Raw genomic sequence first — 756 nt, 5'->3', positions numbered from 1 at the left:
TTCACTTTCTTGGGAAGATGCACGTAAACATGCGGAACAAGAAGGTAAAGTAGGATCCACAACAAATACATTCGGAATTGAAAATCCATATTACTATAAACATAATTTAAAGAAAAAATTAAAAGGTTTAAAAAACTTTAGAGCAAATGAATCGTATGATGATTCACCAGAATATGATGACTTACAAATTGTTTTAGATCTTTTCAAAGAAAAAAATGTAAAACCACTCTTTATTTCTGTGCCTGTAAACGGACCGTGGTATGATTACGCTGGTTTCCCAAAAGAACGCCGTGATGTGTATTATAACAAGGTTCGCGATCAAGTCGAAAAAGCAGGATACCCAGTAGTTGATTTTTCTAGCCATGAATATGATAAGTATTTCTTAAAAGATACAATTCATTTAGGTTGGAAAGGCTGGATCTATTTTGATGAGGCAGTGCAGAAGTTTTACTCTGAAAAATAATGTATAAACAATGGAAACAGGAATGGCGATAAAGCCGTTCCTGTTTTTTAATATAAAGGATTTTGGTGCGGGCAATTTGGAAAGGCGTGTATATCTTGAATTTGTCTAAAATCATAATGTTTCATTGCAAATTGAGCTTGGTAAAGGTATTCGTAAACAAATAATTGATTATTTTGTACACCGCATAAAAAGCCGGAAGTTCCTTGTCCATTCATGAAGGAAATGCCGATAGGGCGTCCGATTAAGTATGGTACTTTTTGATGCCAATGCATAGGGGAATCACTCCTTTTGAG

At 34.5% G+C, this 756-nt stretch carries 2 protein-coding genes; one reads left to right on the top strand and one right to left on the bottom strand.

Going from position 1 to position 756, the window contains the following annotated elements; all coding sequences use genetic code 11:
* The coding region (gene dltD, locus AC1DTM_RS29885; protein WP_477001634.1) for a D-alanyl-lipoteichoic acid biosynthesis protein DltD at nt 1-463 on the top strand (463 nt) is incomplete at its 5' end.
* A gap of 47 nt (nt 464-510) precedes the next feature.
* On the opposite strand, the gene AC1DTM_RS29880 is transcribed toward dltD, so the two are convergent.
* Complete coding sequence (locus AC1DTM_RS29880; RefSeq protein WP_016105104.1) at nt 511-735, bottom strand: hypothetical protein; 225 nt, start codon at nt 733-735, stop codon at nt 511-513.
* Between the last annotated feature and the right edge of the window lie 21 nt (nt 736-756).

This window comes from Bacillus sp. P4_D3 (assembly GCF_056401855.1).
Note: the sequence above shows the minus strand (reverse complement) of the source record. Positions and strands in the feature narration are given on the sequence as shown.

Coding starts and splice junctions, on each gene's coding strand:
- AC1DTM_RS29880 (WP_016105104.1), bottom strand. CDS start 735: ATGCATTGGCATCAAAAAGTACCATACTTAATCGGACGCCCTATCGGC.